General features: G+C 64.9%; 14 protein-coding genes, 2 tRNA genes and 1 pseudogene. 11 read left to right on the top strand and 6 right to left on the bottom strand.

The window, feature by feature from the left end; all coding sequences use genetic code 11:
* Positions 1 to 239, bottom strand: a pseudogene (locus ACK5JE_RS02560) (integrase); the annotation flags it as partial.
* A gap of 198 nt (positions 240 to 437) precedes the next feature.
* A tRNA-Leu gene (locus tag ACK5JE_RS02555) sits at positions 438 to 522 on the bottom strand.
* 106 nt (positions 523 to 628) lie between these two features.
* Between ACK5JE_RS02555 and rnr the strand changes: the two genes are divergently transcribed.
* From rnr to ACK5JE_RS02500, 11 genes are all read left to right on the top strand, one after another.
* Positions 629 to 3,067 (top strand): ribonuclease R, encoded by a 2,439-nt coding sequence (gene rnr / locus ACK5JE_RS02550; RefSeq protein ID WP_416800151.1) that lies wholly within the window; start codon positions 629 to 631, stop codon positions 3,065 to 3,067.
* A 104-nt stretch (positions 3,068 to 3,171) separates the two neighbouring features.
* Positions 3,172 to 3,924, top strand: a complete 753-nt coding sequence (gene rlmB, locus ACK5JE_RS02545; RefSeq protein WP_416800150.1) for a 23S rRNA (guanosine(2251)-2'-O)-methyltransferase RlmB — start codon at positions 3,172 to 3,174, stop codon at positions 3,922 to 3,924.
* 128 nt (positions 3,925 to 4,052) lie between these two features.
* Positions 4,053 to 5,294 (top strand): cystathionine gamma-synthase family protein, encoded by a 1,242-nt coding sequence (locus ACK5JE_RS02540; RefSeq protein ID WP_416800149.1) that lies wholly within the window; start codon positions 4,053 to 4,055, stop codon positions 5,292 to 5,294.
* A gap of 254 nt (positions 5,295 to 5,548) precedes the next feature.
* Positions 5,549 to 5,827 carry an HU family DNA-binding protein gene (locus ACK5JE_RS02535; protein WP_416800148.1) on the top strand — a complete coding sequence of 93 codons (279 nt, stop codon included), beginning with the start codon at positions 5,549 to 5,551 and terminating at the stop codon, positions 5,825 to 5,827.
* Between the two features lie 91 nt (positions 5,828 to 5,918).
* Entirely contained in the window at positions 5,919 to 7,730 is a 1,812-nt protein-coding gene (locus tag ACK5JE_RS02530; protein WP_416800147.1) for a monovalent cation:proton antiporter-2 (CPA2) family protein, read from the top strand.
* 98 nt (positions 7,731 to 7,828) lie between these two features.
* A tRNA-Val gene (locus ACK5JE_RS02525) sits at positions 7,829 to 7,904 on the top strand.
* 56 nt (positions 7,905 to 7,960) lie between these two features.
* Positions 7,961 to 9,079 (top strand): tRNA 2-selenouridine(34) synthase MnmH, encoded by a 1,119-nt coding sequence (gene mnmH, locus ACK5JE_RS02520; protein WP_416800146.1) that lies wholly within the window; start codon positions 7,961 to 7,963, stop codon positions 9,077 to 9,079.
* A complete protein-coding gene (gene selD, locus ACK5JE_RS02515; protein ID WP_416800145.1) occupies positions 9,076 to 10,143 on the top strand; it encodes a selenide, water dikinase SelD in 1,068 nt (355 codons plus the stop codon). The genes mnmH and selD overlap by 4 nt, the downstream gene beginning before the upstream one ends.
* A gap of 25 nt (positions 10,144 to 10,168) precedes the next feature.
* Positions 10,169 to 11,704 (top strand): helicase HerA-like C-terminal domain-containing protein, encoded by a 1,536-nt coding sequence (locus tag ACK5JE_RS02510; RefSeq protein WP_416800144.1) that lies wholly within the window; start codon positions 10,169 to 10,171, stop codon positions 11,702 to 11,704.
* Positions 11,705 to 11,761: 57 nt separating this feature from the next.
* Complete coding sequence (locus ACK5JE_RS02505; RefSeq protein WP_416800143.1) at positions 11,762 to 12,379, top strand: DNA-3-methyladenine glycosylase I; 618 nt, start codon at positions 11,762 to 11,764, stop codon at positions 12,377 to 12,379.
* 6 nt (positions 12,380 to 12,385) lie between these two features.
* Positions 12,386 to 12,832: a DUF3293 domain-containing protein gene (locus tag ACK5JE_RS02500; protein WP_416800142.1), complete on the top strand. Its 447-nt coding sequence runs from the start codon at positions 12,386 to 12,388 to the stop codon at positions 12,830 to 12,832.
* On the opposite strand, the gene ACK5JE_RS02495 is transcribed toward ACK5JE_RS02500, so the two are convergent.
* The 4 genes from ACK5JE_RS02495 to ACK5JE_RS02480 all read right to left on the bottom strand — a co-directional run bounded on the left by ACK5JE_RS02495 (position 12,829) and on the right by ACK5JE_RS02480 (position 18,653).
* The gene (locus ACK5JE_RS02495) at positions 12,829 to 14,319 is read right to left on the bottom strand and encodes a sugar ABC transporter ATP-binding protein (protein ID WP_416800141.1); all 1,491 of its coding nucleotides are present in this window, start codon (positions 14,317 to 14,319) and stop codon (positions 12,829 to 12,831) included. The two genes, ACK5JE_RS02500 and ACK5JE_RS02495, sit on opposite strands and share 4 nt — an antisense overlap.
* A 4-nt stretch (positions 14,320 to 14,323) precedes the next feature.
* Positions 14,324 to 15,349, bottom strand: a complete 1,026-nt coding sequence (locus tag ACK5JE_RS02490; RefSeq protein ID WP_416800140.1) for a strictosidine synthase — start codon at positions 15,347 to 15,349, stop codon at positions 14,324 to 14,326.
* A gap of 67 nt (positions 15,350 to 15,416) precedes the next feature.
* Positions 15,417 to 17,525, bottom strand: coding sequence for an ABC transporter permease (locus ACK5JE_RS02485; protein WP_416800139.1), 2,109 nt, complete (start codon positions 17,523 to 17,525; stop codon positions 15,417 to 15,419).
* Positions 17,526 to 17,588: 63 nt separating this feature from the next.
* On the bottom strand, positions 17,589 to 18,653 hold the full coding sequence (locus ACK5JE_RS02480; RefSeq protein WP_416800138.1) for a sugar ABC transporter substrate-binding protein: 1,065 nt from the start codon (positions 18,651 to 18,653) through the stop codon (positions 17,589 to 17,591).
* Positions 18,654 to 18,655 lie beyond the last annotated feature (2 nt).

The following is an 18,655-nucleotide window of genomic DNA, read 5'->3' as shown; positions in this document are numbered from 1 at the left end:
GCCGAGCGGGCCTTTTGCAGCTGCTCGGCGGCTTCATTATCACTCATGGCCCGCGCCTCGATGAGCAGGCTCTGTAGGGTGATACCGGGCTTGAGCCCCCGGGCGCGCGCCGGCAGGCTGTGCAGCTTCTCCAGCGGAGTTCGCACGAGCGCTTGAGGGTAGGTGGTGCGGATCTTGCCTTTGGCATCGATCGTCTGCTCGGGAAACAGGCAGGGGCGGAGCAGGTTCAGGTAGGGCACGAGGTGCTGCTCGCGCAGAGCGTACGGCTTCAGGAACTTTGAGAATTACCGCATGAGAGTCTTGGCTCAATGCTGTTGGAGCGGTGTCATCAACCGTGTCTGATGAATGCCCATCCCCCGTTAATGGGGTAGAGCCTGCCGCTTGCTTTTCGATGTCGGAGGACATCGTACTGAATTGGACTTCCCGATAAAGAGAAGTGGTGCCCAGGAGAGGACTCGAACCTCCACACCTTGCGGCACATGGACCTGAACCATGCGCGTCTACCAATTCCGCCACCTGGGCACAGCATAACGTGTATGCTATTGTTTTCGCCGCTCACCGCGTTTCTGGCGCGTCGTTCAGCGAGAAAAGAACTATACAACACAATTTTTTTGGATGCAAACAGCCTTTGAAAAAGCGAACCAACAACGACAATAACCGCGACGCTTCCTCCCTGCCAGCGAATAGCCTCCCTTCCGACTTCGACCCCGACGTCCCCACCCGCGAACAGGTGCTGGACACCCTGCGCAAAGCCGGCAAACCCTTGTCCCCGGAGGCGCTGGCCGACGCCACCCATGCCGCCATCCCGCTGTCCGCGGGATTCATCCGTCGGATCAAAGCCATGGAACGCGACGGCCAGCTGCGCTACAACCCTCAAGGAAGGTTGCAAATCCGCAACAACACGTCCTTCATCAGCGGCGTCATTCAAGGACATCGGGACGGCTTTGGCTTCCTGATCCCCGATGAGGGCGGCCAGGACCTGTTCCTGTCGCCCCACGAAATGGCCAAGGTCCTGCATGGCGACCGGGTCCGCGTCAAAGAAACCGGCGAATTCCGCGGCCGCCCGGAAGGCGCCATCGTCGAGGTCATCGAACGGCGCACCCTCAAACTGGTCGGCCGGTTCCTCAAGGAACATGGCGCCTTCATCGTCGCGCCCGAAGACCAGCGGATCAAGCACGACATCCTGATCGCGCCCCAGGATACCGGGGGCGCCGAACCCGGCCAGGTGGTCACGGTGCAGATCCTGCGCCAGCCGGCCAGTCATATCCAACCGTTGGGCCGCGTCACCGAGGTGCTGGGCGAAATCGACGATCCCGGCATGGAAATCGAGATCGCCGTGCGCAAGTTCGACGTGCCGGTGGAATTTTCCGATGCCACGCGCCGCCAGCTCGCGTCCTTCCCCGATCATGTCCGCGCAGCCGATCGGGCCGGACGCGTGGACTTGCGCGATGTGCCCTTCATCACCATCGACGGCGAGGATGCCCGCGACTTCGACGATGCCGTCTTTTGCATGCCGGCCGATCTGGGGACGGCCAAGCGCGCGCGGCCCGGCTGGCGGCTGCTGGTCGCCATTGCCGACGTCAGCCACTATGTACGGCCCGACTCGGCGCTGGACGAGGATGCCCTCGACCGGGGCACCAGCGTATATTTCCCGCGCCGCGTCATCCCCATGCTGCCCGAGGCCCTGTCCAACGGCCTCTGCTCGCTGAATCCGGACGTGGACCGTCTGGTGATGGTGTGCGACATGATGATCCCGGCCGGCGGCGCCAAGGCCGGCACCGTCACCGCCTATCAATTCTACGAAGCCGTCATTCATTCCCACGCCCGCACCACCTACACCGACATCTGGGCGGCGCTGCAACAACCCACCGGGCCCGCCGCCCAGAATCTGGGCGACCTGCTGTCTCATGTCCAGACGGCCTACGATCTGTTCCAGGCCTTTGCGCAAGCGCGACGCAAGCGAGGCGCCATCGACTTCGACACGGTCGAGACCCGCATCGTCTGCAATCCCCTGGGCCGCATCGAACGCATCGAGCCCTACGCGCGCAACGACGCCCATCGCCTGATCGAGGAATGCATGCTGGCGGCCAACACCTGTGCCGCAGACTTCATCGTGCGCAACAAGGCGCAGACGCTGTTCCGCGTGCATGACGGCCCGACCCCGGAAAAACTGCAGACCCTGCGTGAATTCCTGCGCCACCTGAGCCTGACGCTGGAGGGCGGCGACGACCCCACGACTGCGGACTATGCCCGCCTGATCCAGGCCAGCCGGGCGCGACCCGATTTCGCCGCGATCCAGACGATGTGCCTGCGCTCGATGCAACAGGCCATCTACAGCCCGGAACAGACAGGCCACTTTGGCCTGGCTTACGCCCACTACGCGCATTTCACCTCGCCCATCCGGCGCTATCCCGATCTGCTGGTGCATCGGGTGATCCGGGGCCTCCTGCACAAGCGCCGCTATCAACCGCCAGTGCTGCCGGGCCAGCCGGCCGATCCCGGCCTGCCCGCCAAAATCCGCGAACACGACGCCTGGGAAGCCCTGGGCGCGTTGCTGTCCTCACGCGAGCGCCGCGCCGACGAAGCCTCGCGCGACGTCGAAGCCTGGCTCAAATGCTGGTTCGTGCGCGAACACGTGGGCGAGGTCTTCAGCGGCAGGATCAGCAGCGTCACCAGTTTCGGCGTGTTCGTCACGCTGGACACACTCTACGTCGAAGGACTGGTGCACATCTCCGAACTCGGCGGCGACTATTTCCAGTACAACGAGGCCCAGAACGAATTGCGCGGCGAGCGCACCGGCCTGCGGTACCAGCTGGGCGATACCTTGCAGGTGCAGGTCTCCCGCGTGGACCTGGAGGCCCGTCGCATCGACTTCCGGCCAGTCAAGGGCGAGAACTTCAAATCGTTGCAGGCCGAAATCGAAGGCGAGCCTCGCCCTGCCGCACGCTCACACAAAAAGGCGGCAAGCGCCAAGCCGGCTGCCCTGCGTGGCACCACAGCCCGGCAGCGGCGAGCCGACGCCAAGCGCGCTGCGCGCAAGGAAACCCCGCGCAAGCGGCGGTCCTGAGCCGGCCGGCAGCGACGCAACTGCCACCCGCACTACAATGCCAGACAGGTCCGCCGTTGCAGGCGGCGGACCCTGACACTCACCCCTGACAACTGCTTCATACCATGTCATCTCAACAAATCCTGGCCGGTTTCCACGCCGTGCAGGCGCGCCTGCGCCACGCCCCGGACTCCATCCGCGACGTCTATCTGGACACGACGCGCCAGGACGCGCGGATGCAGCGCTGCATCGAACAACTGGAAGCCGTGAACGTGCGCTGGCACGCAGCCGACGCTCAGCGCCTGGAAGGCCTGGCACGCGGCGTGCGTCATCAAGGCATCGTGGCGCTGGCGCGCCCCCGGCCACTGGCCGTTTCGGTCGATGAGGTTCTGGATGCCCTCGAGGACCGCAACGAACCGGCGCTGCTGCTGGTGCTCGACGGCGTCACCGACCCGCACAATCTGGGCGCCTGCCTGCGCACGGCCGACGCTGCGGGTGTGCATGCCGTCATCTCCCCCAAGGATCGCGCCGTCGGGCTGAACGCAACCGCCCAGCGCGTGGCCTGCGGCGCGGCCGACACCGTCCCCTATCTGACGATCACGAACCTGGCGCGCACTCTGCGCGCCCTGCGCGAACGCGACGTCTGGCTGGTGGGCACCGACGATGCCGCCACACACAGTCTGCATCAGGTCGACGCGAGACGGCCCATGGCCTGGGTCATGGGCGCCGAGGGCGAAGGCATGCGGCGTCTGACCCGCGAGACCTGCGACGAACTCGTGTCCATCCCCATGCGGGGCTCGGTCGAAAGCCTGAACGTCAGCGTCGCCAGCGCCGTCTGCCTGTACGAAACCGTGCGCCAGCGGCTGGCGCCCGCCTGAGTGCCCCGGCCCGGCGGCAAAAAAGCGCATAATGTCCGGTCCGGCCGCATCATGTCCTGGCGGACTCACCCGCCTGGGCCGTGTCCTTGGCCTTTTCTCCATCACGTCACCAACCACACTGCTTTCCCATGTCCGATCAAGGCTTCACCACCCGGCTCATCCATGCCGATCATCGCGCCCAGCTGGAACACGGCGCCATCCACCAGCCCATCCACCCGTCCACTGAATACGCCTACACCGACGCCCGCGAACTGGCCGCCGTATTCCAGGGCAAGGCCGGCTACACCTATGCCCGCCAGGGCACGCCGACCACGGCCTCGCTGGAAGCCAAGATCACGGACATGGAGCGCGCGCAGGCCACGGTCGCCTTTGCCACAGGCATGGCCGCATTGAACGCCACGTTTTTCGCCCTGCTGCGTCAGGGCGACCATCTGATCGCCAGCAAGTACATTTTCGGCAACACCAACAGTCTGCTGATGACGCTGGAGAACTTCGGCGTGGAACTGAGCCTGGTGGATGCGACCGATGCCGCCCAGGTCGAAGCGGCGCTGCGGCCGAACACCCGCATGGTCTTCGTCGAGACCATCGCCAACCCCGGCACCCAGATTGCCGACCTGAAAGCCATCGGCGACCTGTGTCAAGCGCACAAACTGGTCTATGTGGTCGACAGCACACTATCCTCGCCCTATCTGGCGCCCAGCCTGGACTTTGGCGCCTCCCTGGTGATCAATTCCCTGTCCAAGCATATCGGCGGACATGGCAACGCCCTGGGCGGCGCCGTCACCCAGACCGGGCTGTACGACTGGACTGATTTTCCTCATATCCATGAGCAGTACCGCAAGGGCGATCCCCGTACCTGGGGTCTGCTTCAAATCAAGAAAAAGGGACTGCGCGATATGGGCGGCACGCTGTCTTCGGACGTGGCCCACCGCCTTGCCGCCGGCGCCGAGACCATGGCGCTGCGCATGGACCGCATCTGCGCCAACGCCCTGGCGCTGGCGCGCTTCCTGGAGACGCACCCGCTGGTGAGCCGGGTCCACTATCCCGGCTTGGCCAGCCACCCTCAGCACACACGCGCTGCGCAATGGTTCGGCAACCGCTTCGGCGGCCTGCTGGGTGTGGAGCTGCACGACCATGTGGATGTCTTCGACTGCCTGAACCGCCTGCGCGTGGTCGCCCTGGCCACCCACTTGGGGGACAATCGCACGCTCGTGCTGCCCGCCGCGCACACCATTTACTATGAAATGGGGCCTGAACGCCGCGCACTGATGGGAATTCCGGATGGATTCCTGCGCATCTCGGTCGGGATCGAGGACGAAGCCGATCTGATCGGCGATTTCTCCCGGGCGCTCGACATTACAGCGGGCTGATTTCAGGTATGGGGTATACCCGTATACAGTCCTCGGATTTTCAACAAAAGTCAGGAAACACGCGGCTTTCCAGTGACTTGTTCTTGACACTCCAGACTTTCGAAGGCTTAATACGGCTTAGCCTTCGAACCGTCTGGAATCCTGCTGTCACACAGTCACGAACACCGGATCGATCGGGCTGAGACAGACCATTTCCATCAAACGCCTGACGGATCGTCCGCCAGGCCAAAATAAACCTCAGGGGTATTTCATCAATGAATAAGACCGAGCTGATCGAGCATATTTCCTCCAAGACCGATCTCTCCAAGGCTGACGTAGGTCGCGCCCTGGAAGCCTTCGTGGGCGCCGTGAAGACCACCCTCAAGAAAAAGGGCTCGGTCACCCTGGTCGGCTTTGGCACCTTTGCCGTGTCCGAACGCGCTGCCCGCACCGGCCGCAACCCGCGCACCGGCGCAGAAATCAAGATCAAGAAAGCCCGCGTGCCGAAATTCCGCCCCGGCAAGGCCCTGAAGGATGCCGTGAACGCCAAGTAATCTTGTGCTTCACCCAAAAGGCCACCGCATCACCGGTGGCCTTTTTTGTTTGACCCGCACAGACCGGTCTTCATCACAAAGGAGCAAGACGATGGCAACGGAAGGAGATCCGGGCCAGCTGATCGGCATGGTGACACTGCTGGGGGCCGCGGTCGTCGCCGTGCCGCTGTTCAAGCGCATCGGCCTGGGATCGGTCCTGGGCTATCTGGCGGCCGGACTGGCCATCGGCCCCTACGGCCTGACCCTGGTCACCGATGCTTCGACCATTCTCCACGTGGCCGAACTCGGCGTGGTGATGTTCCTGTTCATCATCGGGCTCGAGATGAAGCCGTCACACCTGTGGAACCTGCGCGGGCAGATCTTCGGCCTCGGCAGCCTGCAGGTCGTGGTGTGCGCCCTTTTGCTGACGGTCGTGGGGATGGCCTTTGGTTTTTCGTGGCAAGTGTCGTTCGTCAGCGGCGCGGGGTTCGTGCTCACCTCCACCGCCATCGTCATGCAGGTGCTCGCCGAACGCAGCGACATCCAGACACCGCACGGCCAGCGCATCGTCTCGATCCTGCTGTTCGAAGACCTGCTGATCGTGCCGCTGCTGGCGGTGGTCGCCTTTCTCGCGCCGCCCGATGCCGTGTCGGCCACCACGGCCGCCCCCCTCTGGCAACGCGCAGGCACTGCCCTGCTCTCTCTGGGCGCACTGGTGGTGGCGGGGCTGTGGCTGCTCAACCCCATGTTCCGCATCCTGGCCAAATCCAAGGCGCGCGAAGTCATGACGGCGGCCGCCCTGCTGGTCGTGCTGGGGGCCGCCCTGCTGATGGAACTCGGCGGCCTGTCCATGGCCATGGGCGCGTTCGTCGCCGGCGTGCTGCTGTCGGAATCCTCCTTCCGCCACCAGTTGGAGGCCGATATCGAGCCCTTCCGCGGACTGCTGCTGGGATTGTTCTTCCTGGGCGTGGGCATGACGCTCGACCTGGACGTCGTGGCGCACAACTGGCTACTGATCGGTCTCGGGGTGGTTGCATTGATGCTCGCGAAAGCGCTGTGCATCTATCTGGTGGCGCGACTGGCCGGCAGCAGCCACGGTGACGCCATCGATCGCGCCACGCTGATGGCCCAGGGCGGAGAATTCGCATTCGTGCTGTTTGCCGAAGCACTCAGGCTCACGGTCATCAGTCCGGAGGTCAACGCCAACATGACGGCGATCATCGTGCTCTCGATGGCCATCACCCCGCTCGTGGTGATGACCCGCAAGCGCTTCGCGCGCGCCGAAGCCGCATCGCTCGACGGCGTGGAGACGGCGCACGATCTGCGGGGCAACGCGCTCATCATCGGCTTTGGCCGCATGGGACAGATTGCCAGCCAGGGACCGCTGGCCCGGGGCGCCGAGCTGTCCATCATCGACAACGATCCCGATGTGATCCGCAATGCCGCACGCTACGGTTTCAAGGTCTATTTCGGCGACGGCGCGCGCACTGACGTGCTGCAGGCCGCCGGCGCCAGGCATGCCCGCGTCATCCTGGTCTGTGTGAACGATCAGGCCGCCGCCACGCGCATCGTCGAAAACATAAAGCGAGAATGTCCCCAGAGCCAGCTGATCGTCCGCGCCTTCGACCGCGAGCATGCGCTGGAGCTCGTCCGGCGGGATGCCGACCACGTGGTGCGCGAGACATTCGAGTCGGCCCTGGCGATGGGACGCCAGGCGGTCCGGGTCCTGGGCGCCACAGACCAGGAAGCCGACGCCCTGATCAGCGAAGTCCGCAGCCGGGACACCGAGCGCTTCGCGCTGGAGACAGCCGGCGGCACCTTTGCAGGCCGCGCGCTGCTGCTGGGCAACATCGAACGCATCGACCCGCCGCGTCACGATCCGGAACCCGGCGCGCCGGCCTCCGCGCAAACCGGCGCAAGCTGAATGCCCGCCCCCACGCGCCGAATTGCCGCTCCCCACGCCCCCCGATATAATGCGCCTCTGCCCCCGGCGACCCGCCGGGGACGTCCAGACCGGCATCCGGGTGCTTAGCTCAGGTGGTAGAGCGGCGCCTTTACACGGCGTAGGTCGGGGGTTCGAACCCCTCAGCACCCACCACGGATCCGGCCGGCCGGCACGGCCATTCTCCCCCTGGCGGATTTACAATCCCCGCCATGAATCCCACATCGCATCCCAACGGATCTCAGCGCTGCGGCCTGGACGCCCTGGACCAGTTCGACGACATCATCGACGTGCGTACGCCGGCCGAGTACGAGGACGACCATCTCCCCGGCGCGCTGAATGCGCCCGTGCTCAGCAACGAGGAACGTGTCCTGATCGGAACGATGTACGCCCAGGAATCGCCGTTCAAGGCGACGCGGCTGGGCGCCGCGCTCGTCGCCCGCCACATCGCCGACTATCTCGAGACGATCTTCGCCGACCGGCCGCGCAACTGGCGGCCGCTGATCTACTGCTGGCGCGGCGGCAAGCGCTCGGGTTCCATGACCACCTGGTTCAACCTGATCGGCTGGCGCGCGCGCCAGCTCGACGGCGGCTACAAGACCTGGCGCCGTCATGTGATGGACGGGCTGGCCGCGCGGCCAGCCCGTCTGAACTGCATCATACTGACCGGCCCGACGGGGTCGGGCAAGACCCGCCTGCTGCAATCGCTGGGTGCCGCCGGCGCCCAGATTCTGGACCTGGAGGGCCTGGCCCGCCATCGAGGCTCGCTGCTGGGCTCGCTGCCGGATACGCCGCAGCCCAGCCAGCGCGGTTTCGAATCCGCCCTGCTCCAGGCCATCGAGACGCTGGATCCGGCCCGGCCCGTCTTCGTCGAAGCCGAAAGCCGGCGCATCGGCCAGGTGGGCCTGCCCGATGCCTTGTTGCGCGCCATGCACACAGGCCACTGCGTCCGTGTGCAGGCGGCGCTGCCGCAGCGAATCGCGTTCCTGCTGCAAGACTATGCGCATCTGTTCGATGCGCCGGACGACTTTGGCCAAACGCTGGAACGGCTGATCGGCCTGCACAGCCGCCAGACGATCCGCGACTGGCAGGCCCTGATCGCCGCCGACCGGCGCGCCGACCTGTTTCAGGCCCTCGTGGAAACTCATTACGATCCCGCCTACCGGCGCAGCAGCAATTCCCATTACACCGACCTGGCTCAGGCCACAACATTCCACTACGATCCTACCGCCGCCGACGGCCATGCGCAGGCCCGCGCCCTGATCGAACAACTGCGCATGCCAGCCCCGGCGTCAGGCATACTGACCGATTCCCCGGACCTTTCCGCATGATGAACACCCAGGCTCCCTCCATGGCCCCGCCCCCCCGCCTGACCGCCCTGTCCCACGGCGGCGGGTGCGGCTGCAAGATCGCCCCGGACGTGCTCGCGCGCCTGATGCGCGACGCCCTGCCTGCCGACGCCTTTCCCGACCTGCTGGTGGGCACGCAATCGTCCGACGATGCGGCCGTCTACCGGATCAACGACAAGCAGGCGCTGATCGCCACGACCGATTTTTTCATGCCCATCGTGGACGATCCGCGCGACTTCGGCCGCATCGCCGCGACCAACGCACTGTCGGATGTCTACGCCATGGGAGGACGCCCGATCCTGGCACTGGCCCTGGTCGGCATGCCGATCAACGTGCTGCCGCACGACACCATTGCCGCCATCCTGGCGGGTGGCGCCTCGGTCTGCCAGCAGGCGGGCATCCCGATCGCGGGCGGCCACTCGATCGACTCCGTGGAGCCGATCTACGGCCTGGCTGTCATCGGCCTGGCCCATCCCGACAGGATCAAGCGCAATGACCGCGCCCGGGCGGGCGATGCGCTGATCCTGAGCAAACCGCTGGGGGTGGGCATCCTGTCGGCCGCCCTGAAAAAAGACCGTCTCGATACCCGGGGTTACCAGGCCATGATCGACAGCACCACCCGGCTGAATACGCCGGGTGCGCAGCTGGCCGAGCTCGACGCCGTGCACGCCCTGACCGACGTGACCGGCTTTGGTCTGCTGGGCCACACGCTGGAAATGTGCCGGGGCGCGGGCCTGCGCGCCGAGGTCGCCTATGCCGACCTGCCCTGGCTCGCGCCCGCCCTGGATCTGGCCCGCGCAGGCATCCGCACCGGCGCGTCCGCGCGCAATTGGGCCGCCTGCCAGGCCGAAACCACCCTGGATGCGCACCTGCCCGACGAGGCTCAGGCGCTGTTGACCGATCCGCAGACCTCGGGGGGCCTGCTGGCCGCCTGCGCGCCCGAGGCCGTGGACGAGGTCCTCGCCCGGCTGCATGCCGACGGCTTTGCCCAGGCGGCCTGCATCGGCCATCTGCAGCCCGGCCCCGCCCATATTCGAGTATTCTGATTCCGTTCCCTTCTCCGGAGCCTCCATGGCAGACCCTCTGATCATCGCCCGCAACGCCAATGCCCAGGTGGCCCTGCTGCCACAGCTGGCCAATCGTCACGGCTGTATCACCGGCGCCACCGGCACCGGCAAGACCATCACCCTGCAGATCCTGGCCGAATCGTTCTCCCGCATCGGCACGCCGGTCTTCATGGCCGACGTCAAGGGCGATCTCACCGGCATCTCGCAAGCGGGCGCTCCATCCCCCAAGCTGACCAAGCGGCTGGCCGATCTGGGCCTGCCCGAACCCGCCTGGGGCGGCAGCCCGACCACGCTCTGGGATATTTTCGGTGAGCAGGGCCACCCGATCCGCGCCACGGTGTCCGACCTGGGGCCGCTGCTGCTGGCGCGCATGCTGGACCTGAACGATACCCAGGAAGGCGTGCTGACCCTGGCGTTCCGCGTCGCCGACGACGAGGGCCTTCTGATCCTGGACCTGAAGGACCTGCGCTCCATGCTGCAATACGTGGCCGACCACGCCGCAGACCTGCGCACCCGCTATGGCCAGGTGTCCTCGGCCTCCATCGGCGCCATTCAGCGCAGCCTCCTGCGCCTGGAATCCGAGGGCGCCGACATTTTCTTCGGCGAGCCCATGCTGGACGTCTTCGACTGGATGCGCACCGACACGCAGGGGCGCGGCATGGTCAACATCCTGGCGGCCGACCGGCTGATGCAGTCGCCGCGCCTGTATGCCGTCTTCCTGCTGTGGATGCTGGCCGATCTCTACGAGCGCCTGCCCGAGGTCGGCGACCCGGAAAAGCCCAAGCTCGTTTTCTTCTTCGACGAAGCCCATCTGCTGTTCAAGGATGCGCCCGACGCTCTGCTCGAGAAAATCGAACAGGTCGTGCGCCTGATCCGCTCCAAGGGGGTGGGGGTCTATTTCGTCAGCCAGAATCCGACCGATATCCCCGATACCGTGCTGGGCCAGCTGGGCCATCGCGTGCAGCATGCCTTGCGCGCTTTCACGCCTCGCGACCAGAAAGCCGTCAAGACTGCAGCCCAGACCATGCGCTCCAACATCGGGCTGGACATCGAAGCGGCCATCACCGAGCTCGCCGTGGGCGAGGCCCTGGTGTCCATGCTCGACCCCAAGGGTCAGCCATCCCCCACGCAACGCGTCTGGATGTATGCGCCCGGCAGCCGCATCGGTCCCGCGACAGAGGCCGAGCGCCAGGCCATCAAGACGGCCTCCCCGCTGGTCGGCAAATACGAACAGACGGTCGACCGCGAGTCCGCCTACGAGATCCTGCTGCAGCGGGTGCAATCGGGCGCTGCCGAATCCGCGGGCAATGCGGGCGCTGCCGGCGCGACGGCCGGCGCGGCCAGAACCGCTGGGACATCGGCGACCCAGGACGATGGCATCACCGGCGCCCTGAGCGACTTCCTGTTCGGCTCTGTCGGACCGCGCGGTGGACACCGCGAGGGGATGGTGCAGTCGGTCGCCAAGAGCATGGTGCGCAACGCCGCCAATCAACTGGTGCGCGGCCTGCTGGGTTCCCTGGTTGGCGGCCGGCGGCGCTGATCGGCACGCAGATCCGGCATGATCCGCCCCCCGCAAGCGCACCGTGCCCGAACGCCCATGCCGACCTCCGCGCCTGATTCCCGCTCCGCGTCCATTTCCGGCCCCGCACGCACGACAGCGGATGTCGTGCGCTGCAGCTGGTGCTCCGATGATCCGTTGTACGTGCGCTATCACGACACCGAATGGGGCGTCCCCTCGCGCGATCCCGGGCACCTGTTCGAGATGCTGATCCTGGAGGGCTTCCAGGCGGGCCTGTCCTGGCTCACCATCCTGCGCCGCCGGGAGGCTCTGCGCGCCGCCCTGCTGGATTTCGATCCCGAGGCGCTGTCCCGCACCGACGAGGCCTGGGTTCAGGACCGCATGCAGGACGCCTCCATCATCCGCAACCGGCTCAAACTGCGCGCTGCGGGCGCCAATGCCCGCGCCTGGCTGGCGCTGCCGGACCCGGTCGGCCTGGTCTGGTCGGTCGTCGGTGATCGCCCCCTGATCCACCGCTACGCCGTCTCCCAGGACGTCCCCGTGACCGGTCCCGAGGCCGAGGCGCTGAGCCGCCTCTTGAAACAACGCGGTTTCACCTTTGTCGGCCCGACCATCTGCCAGTCCTACCTGCAGGCGATTGGCTGTCTGATGGACCACACCACGGATTGCCACCGCCACCGGGTGCTGGCGGGCTGATCCGGCATGGCACCGGACAGCCGTCCCCTGGACGTCGCCTATCGAACCGCGCGCTACCGCATCGACACGGATCCACCCATCGTTCTGCAGATCGGACGGTCGCATCCGGCACTGTCCACGCGGTTCCCGCAAGGCGGCGTGTTCCTGACCGCCTGCAACCCGCGCAGCCGCCGTCTGCGGCCCGCCGCCAACGTCCGCCGCATGCGCGCGCTGCGCAGGGCCATCGAACGAACAGGCCTGACCTGGCTGACGGGCCTGGGACTCGATCCACTGGGCCAGTGGCCCGACGAACCCAGCCTGTGGATTCCAGGGCTGTCGCTGCGCGAGGGACTCGGGCTGGCGCGCCGCTTCGGGCAGAACGCCCTGGTCTGGTGCGGACCGGACTCGGTGGCGCGGCTGGCCTGGAGCGGACGGCCCGAAGCGACGACCGCCTCCAGGGCCTGTTGCGCCTAATGGATCGAAGCGTACATGATTTCTTCCTCGGTGACGTCCTGGTTCGTGAATTCCTCCACGATCCGCCCCTGGCGGGACACCAGAATCCGGTCCGACAGCATCATGATCTCAGGCAGATAGGATGAAATCACGACCACGGCAAGCCCCTGGTCGGCCAGATTGCGGATGAGCGCATGAATCTCCGCCACAGCCCCGACATCCACACCGCGAGTCGGTTCATCGAAAATGATCAGCTCGGGACTCTGGATCAGCGATTTGGCGATCACCACTTTCTGCTGATTGCCCCCCGACAGCTCGATCACGCGCGCCCCTTCCGTCACGGCCCGGATATTGAGCCGCTGCTTCCAGTCGGCGCCGATGGCCTTTTCCTCGGCGACATGCGTCAGTTGCTGCCGGCCCTGCCGCTTTGCCAGGAGCCCTGTATAGATATTGCGGGAAATCGCCATGGTCTCGAAAAAACCATCGACCTTGCGGTCCTCCGTGATATAGGCGATCCCCGCGGCGATCGCCGGCGCGGGCACCCGGTACCGAACCGGTCGGTCCTTGAAAATCACCTTGCCGCCATGGGTGTAGTCCCGCTTGAGCACACCGGCCACCACCTTGAACGTCTCGGTCCGGCCGGAACCGATCAAACCGAATACGCCCGTGATCTGTCCGGCGAACACCGAAAAGGACGTATTCCGGACCAGCGTGCCCATGCGCAGGTTCTGCACGCTCAGGACACGCTTGCCGGCACGCCTGAGCGTTGTCTTCTTGCCATACAGCGTGCTCGTCAGATCGCGCCCGACCATGGCCCGCACGATCTGGTCGCGGTCGAAATGGGCGGTGTCGTCCGTGACGATATGTTTGCCATCGCGCATGACCGTGATCCGGTCGGACAGCTCCAGCGCCTCTTCGAGCGCATGAGAGATGAAGATGATGGACACGCCCCTGGATTTCAGGTTGCGGACCAGATCGAAGAAATACCGCTTCTCCTCCGGGGTCAGCGTGGCCGTGGGCTCATCGAAGATGATGACACGGGCGTCATGCAGCACGGCGCGCGCGATCTCGACCATCTGCTTCTGGGCCGCGCCCAGATTGGCCACCATGTGCGTCGGATCCACATTGAAATTGAGCGACTGCAGAAGCTGCTGGGCGGCGATGTAGATCGCGCGCAGGCGATTGACGAATTTTTCTTTGCCCAGAAACAGGTTCTGTCCAACCGTCATGGTCGGCACCAGACTGGTTTCCTGGAAGACCATCGCCACGCCCGCGGACAAGGCATCGACGGGATTGCGGAACGAGACGCGCTGGCCATCCAACCACATTTCGCCCGCGCTCAGATCGACCACGCCGGCCATGACCTTGGTCAGAGTGGACTTGCCGGCGCCATTCTCGCCGCACAAGGCATGGATTTCTCCCTTCATCAGGGTGAAATCAACACCATCGATGGCCGGGACCCCCCCATAGCGCTTGGTCGCCTGCCGTAGTTCCAGTATCGGTGCCATATCGTCAGTCCTGTTCGTCAAACGCAGAAAGCGGAACCCGCAGAATGCGGCCTGAGCCCTTGGAAAGCGCCAGCAAATGACCCTCGAATTCCAGGGCGGCCGTGATGCCGTGATGTCGGCCACCGACGCGACTGTGCAAGGAATACAGCGGGTCCAGGTCGGCGGACAGGCGCAGGACCAGGCCATATGACCTGGGCGGTGCCCAGGGCTTGAGAATCCCCATCTGGCGCACGCTGCCCTGTTGCAAGGGTTCGAGGAAATCGGCCCCGGAACTGAGCGCCGGCGCGACCCAATAGCAGGGCTCGATCGTGCGCATCATCTCCATCCTGAATGCATCCTCGCGCAGGACGAATTCCAGCAACTGGGTTCTGGGCGCGAAGACCGTCAGCCAGAATCCCCCATCCGAGGCTGGCGCCATCCGGGACGGATAACCGGGGATCTCACTCAGACCGTGGTGCGCCTCCTCCCCGTCGATGCCGCGCACCCGGTGCGCCCAGCTTTCGGAGACGAGAATGCCCCGAGCGCCTTGGCAGACGCCATAGCAATAGGCCAGTCCCCGGGCGCGCACGCGACAGTCCCCGGACTCGGGCCAGTATTCGAGGACACGACCTGTCCGGCCGTGGGACAGCAGATCCTCCGACCAGTGCTCATACGCCGTGGCGCGCGAACCCTCGCTGATCAGCAGGCTGCCGTCGGCCCCTTCGCACAACGCATTGACGCAACGCATCGGCGCATTCTCCGGCGGCGGGACGTGTTGCCCGTCCAGTCCGCCGGACACGAACGTCACCCCCGCCTCCGTCGCCACCGCCAGGCCGTCCCGGAAGGCCGCCAGCGCCTGCACGGGTGAAGGCATCCGGGCGATCGTCTCGACCGCCGCGCCGGGACCGAGCCGCAGCACCTCGGTGCCGCACGCCAGCGCCAGCCGCCCGTCGGCGGCGACCGCCATGTCCTCCAGCCCGGGACGCTCCAGAAAGACCGGGGCCGACTCCAGGAGGCCGTTGGGCTTGAGCGCCCCGTCGAAAACAGGCACGGAGGTGTCCGCCTCCCCCTCCCCAAAAAACCGGTCATGTGCACGCTTCAGTTTCTTAAACATGTCTTCAGGCCCGTTCGATGCCATGTTGCATGAAATTCGGATCCGCATTCTCCAGCTTGTACCGGCCGATCCGGTTGTTGGAGATGCCGCCCAGGTACAGATAACCGCGATGCTCGCGCATGGAAGTGATCATGGGATGGTTTTCCCCTCTGCGATCCCAATAGGATTCAAGGATCCGGCCGTTTTCATCGACCTTGATCACGCACCCCACGTTGATATTGGGCGCCAGCCATTCGTCCTGCCCCAGCTGTTTGACCATGCGGCGGCGGAAGGCGGGCGAGCGCATGGCCAGATCGAACACGGGACTGCGCATCCCCATGATGGCGACCCAGTAATTCCCGTCGGAGGCACGATTGATATTGTCCGGATAACCCGGCAAATCCGGGATGAGCACTTCGACTGCGCCCTTTTTGGGCCCGTCAAACCAGTAGCGGCTGATACGGCACGCCCAGCTTTCGGCAAACAGCAGGGATTGTCCGTCCGCCGCTATGCATACGCCATTCGGGAACACCAGATTCTTCACCGCTGTGTGCGTGCGCCCCGTGCTCGGGTCATAACAGATGATCCGGCCATTGCCCCGGCCTTCCAGACTGTCGATTGGCCATTCATGCATCTCATACCGCACGGTCGCCTCGGAAAAGAAGATCCGTCCGTCGGGAGCGATGTCCAGGTCGTCGGCCAAGCGCAGGCGACTGTCATCGACCACCGATAGCAGCGACCGGCCGGTTTCGTCCGTGGCCTTCTCGACGGACCGGTCGCTGCGGTTGACGCGGTACAGCCCCATGCCGCCGACACAGACATACAGATTGCCCCCCTTGTCGAATGCCATACCCAGAGGCTGTCCGCCGATATGGGCGTACAGTTCCATGCGCTGATAGTCCGGCGCAAAGAACCGCATGATGTCTCCATGACGCGTCCCGCAGTACAGATGATCGTTCTCGTCCAGGATCACGTCCTCGGGGGACTCCACTCTCTTCAGGCCGATCAGCTCGATATCGCCGAACTTGTCATTGATGGCATAGGGCGAGGCAGACTGCGCGTCGGTGCCGGGCGCCGGCGGCAGCGCCAGGTAGCCGGGGCTGACATACAGCTCGCGCAACGCCTTGCCCCGGTTCTTGAACCAGCGGATGTCCAGGGTCACCGCCGCAATCATGATGCACGCCAGCGTGATCCGGATGTAGCCGGCCGGCACCGACAGGCCACGCAGGCTGTTGGTCACGATCAGGACGATCAGGGTCCCCAGGACCGCCTTCGCGACAGAGCCTTTGCCGCCTCCCAGGCGAATGCCGCCCAGCAGGGCCGCGGCAAGCACGACAATCTCAAGGGCCAGCCCCGTATCCGCGCTGCTGCTGTCCACCCGGGCTCCGAACAGCACGGCGGCGATCGCGGTAAAGATGCCCGAGGCCACATACGCCGAAGCGGCGATCCGGTTCACGGGCAACCCTGAGTTGTAGGCTGAACGCCGCGACCCGCCCACTGCTATCATGTGCCACCCGCCCCGCATCCGCGTCAGAAAGACATGGAACAGGAGGGCCACGCCGATGAAGATCCAGGTCGCGACCGGCAATCCCAGAAACACGCCATTGCCCAGCATATCCCAGAGATCAGATTCTGGGATGGTGGAGGCGATTTCCACGGCCCAGTTGAACTGGATCAGATTGAAGATGGCCCGAAAGACGATCAGCGTCACCAGGGTGGTCAGGAAAGCACGCAGTTTCAGGTAGCCGATCAGCACCCCATTGACCGCGCCCATCATCGCACCGCACAGCAAGGTGGCTCCGATCGCCAGGTAAGCGGGCCATTCCTGCACATGCACCAGGTACAGCACCAGCACATTGCAGATCGCATACATCGATCCGACGCTCAGATCGATGCCGCCCACGATCAGCACCAGGGTCATGCCGAATACGATAAAGCCGATCTCGCTGGCTTCCCGCAACAGCACCGAAATGGAACTGAGGGTCAGGAAGTTGTCGACCACGGAGGCAAATGCGGCCAGCACGGCCAACAGCACGATCAATGGAACGGCGGTCTCCATCCACTGCTTCGCCAGGAGTTCGCCGATCGCCCTGTCCGGCCAGTATCGGTATCGGAGTTTTTTTATCGTATCCATGCTTCTTCGGTCATCCCCATGAGGTTCGAAGGTCGTGCTTGCTCGCGGGCACCTGCGGCACGCTTACTGATGCACCGAATCCAGCGTCCAGCAGGCGCTCTGGTCCACATTCGCCTTGGTGATTTCAGTCAGAGGGGAATACAGCGCCACCTTGAGCTTGCCGGGCCTGTCGGGGTTCTGCAGCGCCATCTGGATCAGGTTGTTCACGTCCCGCCCCTGGCCGGGCACATCAAAGCTGATGTAGTTGTCGAACCGTCCGTCCCGGATGGCCTTGCAGGCGTAATCGCTGAAACCTCCGTTGGACGACAGGAACACCTTGCCGGTCTTGCCTTCCTGGGCAATTGCCGCAGCCGTCCCCAGGTCCGGGATATCCCACACGCCGATGACGGCGCACAGGTCCGGGTACTGCTTCAAGGTCACTTCGGTGATCGATTTCGCCTTGGACGATTCATAATTGCCGACCGACTGGCGAGCCACGATCTTGATGTCGGGATTCTTGCTGAACACATTGTTGTAGCCAGTCTGCAAATAGACCGTCCACGGCGCGGTGGTGGGGCCATTGAGGATCAGCACCTCGCGCGAAGTATCGGGCCCGCAGTGCTTGACAACCGCCTGCGCCTGCATCTCGCCGATGATGGTGGCATCGCCGCCTGCGAACCCCGTCGTCATTGTCAGGCTCTTCATGTTCAGCTGCACGACGGACACGCCGGCCTCTTCGAGTTTTTTCTCGATCTTGGCATAGGACGTGACGTCGGGGTTATGCACCACGACGACATCAGGCTTGGGGTTTTCGTTGAGCAGCTGCGTGAGGATCTGCACTCCGGCCGACGTGTCGAAATTGGCGTTGCGGACCTCATACTGGTAACCGAGCCGCTTGGCCTGCAGGCTCATGATCTTGGACCAGGCCTCGGTCAGATCCAGGCCCATGAAAACGGGCACGAACACTACGCGCTTGCCTTTGTACAGCTCGTAGTAGCGGGTCCGCTCGGGGTCCTTGATAGCGCCATCGCCCTGTGCGTACACCTGGCCTGCGACGCCGAGACCCAGTGCCGCTAGGGCCAGAGAAATCACCATCGCGGGGAGCGAACGGCGGGCGCGCTTCATATGATCGAATAAAAAAATATTCATGT

Source organism: Castellaniella sp. (assembly GCF_047971665.1).
Classification (GTDB): Bacteria; Pseudomonadota; Gammaproteobacteria; order Burkholderiales; family Burkholderiaceae_B; genus Castellaniella.
The sequence above is the reverse complement of the archived record's forward strand: the minus strand, read 5'-3'. Positions and strand labels throughout refer to the sequence as shown.

Coding starts and splice junctions, on each gene's coding strand:
- rlmB (WP_416800150.1), top strand. CDS start 3,172: ATGTCATCTCAACAAATCCTGGCCGGTTTCCACGCCGTGCAGGCGCGC.
- ACK5JE_RS02540 (WP_416800149.1), top strand. CDS start 4,053: ATGTCCGATCAAGGCTTCACCACCCGGCTCATCCATGCCGATCATCGC.
- ACK5JE_RS02535 (WP_416800148.1), top strand. CDS start 5,549: ATGAATAAGACCGAGCTGATCGAGCATATTTCCTCCAAGACCGATCTC.
- ACK5JE_RS02530 (WP_416800147.1), top strand. CDS start 5,919: ATGGCAACGGAAGGAGATCCGGGCCAGCTGATCGGCATGGTGACACTG.
- mnmH (WP_416800146.1), top strand. CDS start 7,961: ATGAATCCCACATCGCATCCCAACGGATCTCAGCGCTGCGGCCTGGAC.
- selD (WP_416800145.1), top strand. CDS start 9,076: ATGATGAACACCCAGGCTCCCTCCATGGCCCCGCCCCCCCGCCTGACC.
- ACK5JE_RS02510 (WP_416800144.1), top strand. CDS start 10,169: ATGGCAGACCCTCTGATCATCGCCCGCAACGCCAATGCCCAGGTGGCC.
- ACK5JE_RS02505 (WP_416800143.1), top strand. CDS start 11,762: ATGCCGACCTCCGCGCCTGATTCCCGCTCCGCGTCCATTTCCGGCCCC.
- ACK5JE_RS02500 (WP_416800142.1), top strand. CDS start 12,386: ATGGCACCGGACAGCCGTCCCCTGGACGTCGCCTATCGAACCGCGCGC.
- ACK5JE_RS02495 (WP_416800141.1), bottom strand. CDS start 14,319: ATGGCACCGATACTGGAACTACGGCAGGCGACCAAGCGCTATGGGGGG.
- ACK5JE_RS02485 (WP_416800139.1), bottom strand. CDS start 17,525: ATGGATACGATAAAAAAACTCCGATACCGATACTGGCCGGACAGGGCG.
- ACK5JE_RS02480 (WP_416800138.1), bottom strand. CDS start 18,653: ATGAATATTTTTTTATTCGATCATATGAAGCGCGCCCGCCGTTCGCTC.